This is a genomic window from Mesorhizobium sp. M2A.F.Ca.ET.067.02.1.1 (assembly GCF_004023285.1).
In the GTDB taxonomy this organism is placed as follows: domain Bacteria; phylum Pseudomonadota; class Alphaproteobacteria; order Rhizobiales; family Rhizobiaceae; genus Mesorhizobium.
Genome location: NZ_RZSB01000560.1, coordinates 1 through 3,957 on the forward strand (window position 1 = coordinate 1; position 3,957 = coordinate 3,957).

2 protein-coding genes and 1 pseudogene are annotated in these 3,957 nt (G+C 65.9%); all 3 read left to right on the forward strand.

Annotation, left to right across the window (positions count from 1 at the left end):
* A pseudogene (locus tag EOA28_RS40475) lies at nucleotides 1-930 on the forward strand (hypothetical protein); the annotation flags it as partial.
* A 493-nt stretch (nucleotides 931-1,423) separates the two neighbouring features.
* Complete coding sequence (locus EOA28_RS40480; RefSeq protein ID WP_210214170.1) at nucleotides 1,424-1,588, forward strand: hypothetical protein; 165 nt, start codon at nucleotides 1,424-1,426, stop codon at nucleotides 1,586-1,588.
* 243 nt (nucleotides 1,589-1,831) lie between these two features.
* The coding region (locus tag EOA28_RS27520) for a peptidase domain-containing ABC transporter (RefSeq protein ID WP_245501606.1) at nucleotides 1,832-3,957 on the forward strand (2,126 nt) is incomplete at its 3' end.

Sequence of the window (3,957 nt, forward strand, 5' to 3'; positions counted from 1 at the left end):
CTCGACCGGAGCAACTGGTGCGGCTGGAGCGACTGGTGCGACCGGAGCCACAGGCGCAACTGGAGCCACCGGCTCGACGGGCGCTACGGGTTCGACCGGAGCAACGGGTTCGACCGGAGCAACTGGCTCGACCGGAGCAACGGGTGCGACTGGAGCGACTGGTTCGACCGGAGCCACAGGCGCAACTGGAGCTACGGGCTCGACTGGAGCCACGGGTGCGACCGGAGCCACAGGTTCGACCGGAGCCACGGGTGCAACCGGAGCTACTGGATCGACCGGAGCCACAGGCGCAACTGGAGCTACGGGCTCGACTGGAGCCACGGGTGCGACCGGAGCCACAGGTTCGACCGGAGCCACGGGTGCAACCGGAGCGACTGGATCGACCGGAGCCACTGGCTCGACGGGCGCTACGGGTTCGACCGGAGCAACGGGTTCGACCGGAGCAACTGGCGCGACCGGAGCGACTGGCTCGACCGGAGCCACGGGTGCAACCGGAGCGACTGGTTCGACCGGGTCGACTGGCTCGACCGGTGCCACCGGTTCGACCGGAGCCACAGGTGCAACAGGAGCCACCGGAGCGACGGGTTCAACCGGAGCAACGGGCTCGACCGGTGCCACAGGTGCGACTGGAGCCACCGGGGCGACTGGAGCGACGGGGTCGACTGGAGCCACAGGCGCGACCGGAGCCACCGGGGCCACAGGCGCGATTGGAGCCACCGGGGCGACTGGAGCAACGGGTGCGACCGGGGCCACAGGCGCGACTGGAGCCACCGGGGCGACTGGAGCAACGGGTTCGACCGGAGCTACAGGTGCGACCGGAGCCACCGGGGCGACTGGAGCAACGGGTTCGACGGGTGCCACCGGTGCGACCGGAGCCACCGGAGCGACGGGTTCGACCGGAGCAACGGGTGCCACCGGCTCGACCGGTGACACTGGAGCGACTGGCGCGACTGGAGCCACCGGAGCCACAGGCGCAACTGGAGCCACCGGAGCGACGGGTTCGACCGGAGCAACGGGTGCCACTGGCTCGACCGGTGACACTGGAGCGACTGGCGCGACTGGAGCGACCGGTGCGACCGGAGCTACAGGTGGAACGGGAGCCACCGGAGCCACGGGTGCGCCTGGTCCGACTGGCGCAACCGGAAGCCACGGAGGCGGGACCGGCCACACCGAGCATGGCAACAATGGTGGCGGCAATGATCCAGACGGAAGCGACAGCAGCAACCCCGGCAAGGGTCACGACAATGACGGCACCGACAACGACGGCGCGCCTGGCCACAGCGGCGGTGCCAACGTCACGGCCAGCACGCTGGGGCTGACGGACACCAAGCAGTTCCTGCAATCCGGCTCGGACGGCAATGGCGGCTCCGGTTCGTTCAAGGACCTCGTCAGCCAGGCCGTCGGTTCGGCGACGACCGATCTCTTGAACGTTCTCAACACGGTCAAGGGCTTCGGCCAGAACCAGAACAAGCCGTCCGGCGCGACTTCCGACCTGACTTCGGACAAGGGCAAGCAGGGTGCCGGCTACGGCCAGACCGACGATACGCTGAACAAGGCTTTGAAGGATATTCTGAAGCCGAATGGCTGAGTGTTGTTCGAAAACAATGCATGCGGGTCCCGCGGAAACGCAGGGCCCGCATACGCACGTCCGGGACAGGGGCCAAGGGCTCGTCCTCCAAGACTGTTCAGGCTATGATGGAACTTGCCGGAAGCTCTGGCCGAGGCGGTGTGCCGGGAGCGTCCACGAACCCTCGCTTGTGGGTCGCAGGGGGAGTGCATGGTAAGCGTGCCTCGAAACACCGAAGCCCAGCCGGTCCCGATCCGTGCGGACGTGAAAGCGGACAGGGACGGCGGGATTGAGAGCGCGGCGAAGCGGATCCCCGGCGGGCCCCCTGCGTTTGACGGCATCGGGCCGCGCCTCAAGGCAATGCTGCAGGTCGCCCGCTATCACGGCGTCGAGCTTGACCCGAACGAATTCAGGGCGACAAGCGCGGCCTCGGTTCCAAACGCCTCCGATCTCTCGCAATGGGCGCAGAACGCCGGAATGTGGTCGCGCGCGCTCCGCATACGCTGGTCACATCTCTTGCGCTTCGAGCACACTGGTCCGATCGTCCTGCTGTTCAATGATGGCGGAGCCGGTCTCCTCATCGGAGCGAGCGCCGAGCAAAATGTCGTTCTGCTCAGAAGCGTCGATGCGCCCGATGACGCGGACGCCGTGCCGATCGACGAGCTCCGCCTGCTGCAGGTATGGTCGGGCGAGGCGATCCTGTTGCGGGCGGCGCGCTCCTACATTGCGGCGGACGCGCCATTCACCTTCGCCTGGCTGGTCGATCTGGTGCGACTCGAGAGCCGGCCGCTGCGCGACATCGGCATCGCCTCGTTCACGCTGAGCATCCTCACCATTCTGCCGCCCCTCATCGTCATGACGGTGGTCAACAAGGTGCTGCAGTTCAGCAGTGTCTCGACCCTAGTCCTCCTCTCCGCGGTCATCGCCGTCGTCTTCGCCTACGAGACGCTGCTCGGCCATGCGCGACGATTGATCATCAACGTCGTCGGCGCCCGCCTGGACACCAAGCTCAATCTGCATGTCTTCGGCAGGCTGCTGCGTCTGCCGCTCGACTATTTCGAGCGTCACCCGGCGGGTGAGACGATGTACCACCTCGCGCAGATCTATCGCATCCGCGAGTTCCTGACCGGAAAGCTGCTCAGCACGTTCCTGGACCTGATCACGCTCTGCGTCCTGATCCCGGTGATATTCTACATCAACGCGACGCTCGCGTGGATGGTGCTCGCCTGCGCGGTCGTGATCATGGCGATCATCTTCGCCTTCCTTGCGCCATTGCGCCGACGCTACCAGAGCGTGGTCGACGCCGAGACCTGGAAGGCAGCCGCGCTCGGCGAAACCGTCGTCGGCATCAAGACCGTCAAGGCGCTCGGTCTCGAGCCGCAGCGCAAGGCGCTATGGGACGAACGCGTGGCCGACGCAGGCAAGGCGCGTCTCGCCTTCGGGCAACTGGCGAACTGGCCGCAGACCCTGGTCACGCCGATCGAACGTGTCATGGTCCTCGGCACTATGCTGATCGGCGCCTATCTCGCGATGAGCGATGGGTCGGGCTATATGGTCGGCAGCCTGTTCGCCTTCATGATGATCGCACAGCGCGTCGCCCAGCCGCTGGTCGGCCTGGCGCGGCTGGTCGAGGACTATGAGGAGGTGGGCGCGGCAATCGGCGAAACCGCTTCGGTCCTCAACCGCCCCTTGGAAAGCAGTTCCAATTCCGCCGGTTTGCGGCCAAAGCTGGTCGGCGAGATCAAATTCAACGATCTGACCTTCAGCTATATCGGCACCAAGACACCGGCGCTCGACCGTGTCAACTTCGACGTTCCGGCCGGCACGATGTTCGGCATTGTCGGCCGCAGCGGTTCGGGCAAATCGACGATTGCCCGGCTGTTGCAGGGGATCAATCGCGACTACAGCGGCTTCCTCAAGCTCGATGGGGTCGACCTCAAGGAAATCAATCTTCGTCACCTTCGCCAGGGACTGGGCGTCGTCCTCCAGGACAATTTTCTGTTCCGCGGCTCGATCCGGGACAACATCATTGCCGGCCGTCCCGGCCTGACGCTGTCCGACGCCATGCGTGCCGCTCAACTGGCGGGCGCCGCCGAGTTCATCGAACGCATGCCGAACGGCTACGACACCTATATCGAGGAAGGCTCCCCCAACCTCTCCGGCGGCCAGAAGCAGCGGCTGGCAATCGCCCGCGCGCTGATCCATGATCCGACCATCCTGATCCTCGACGAGGCGACGAGCGCGCTCGATCCGGAGAGCGAGGCCGTGGTCAGCTCTAATCTCATGCGAATCGCCAGCGGGCGCACGATGATCATCGTTTCCCATCGGCTCGCCTCGCTGACCGAATGCGACCAGATCCTGGTCATGGACCAGGGCAAGGTGCTCGACGT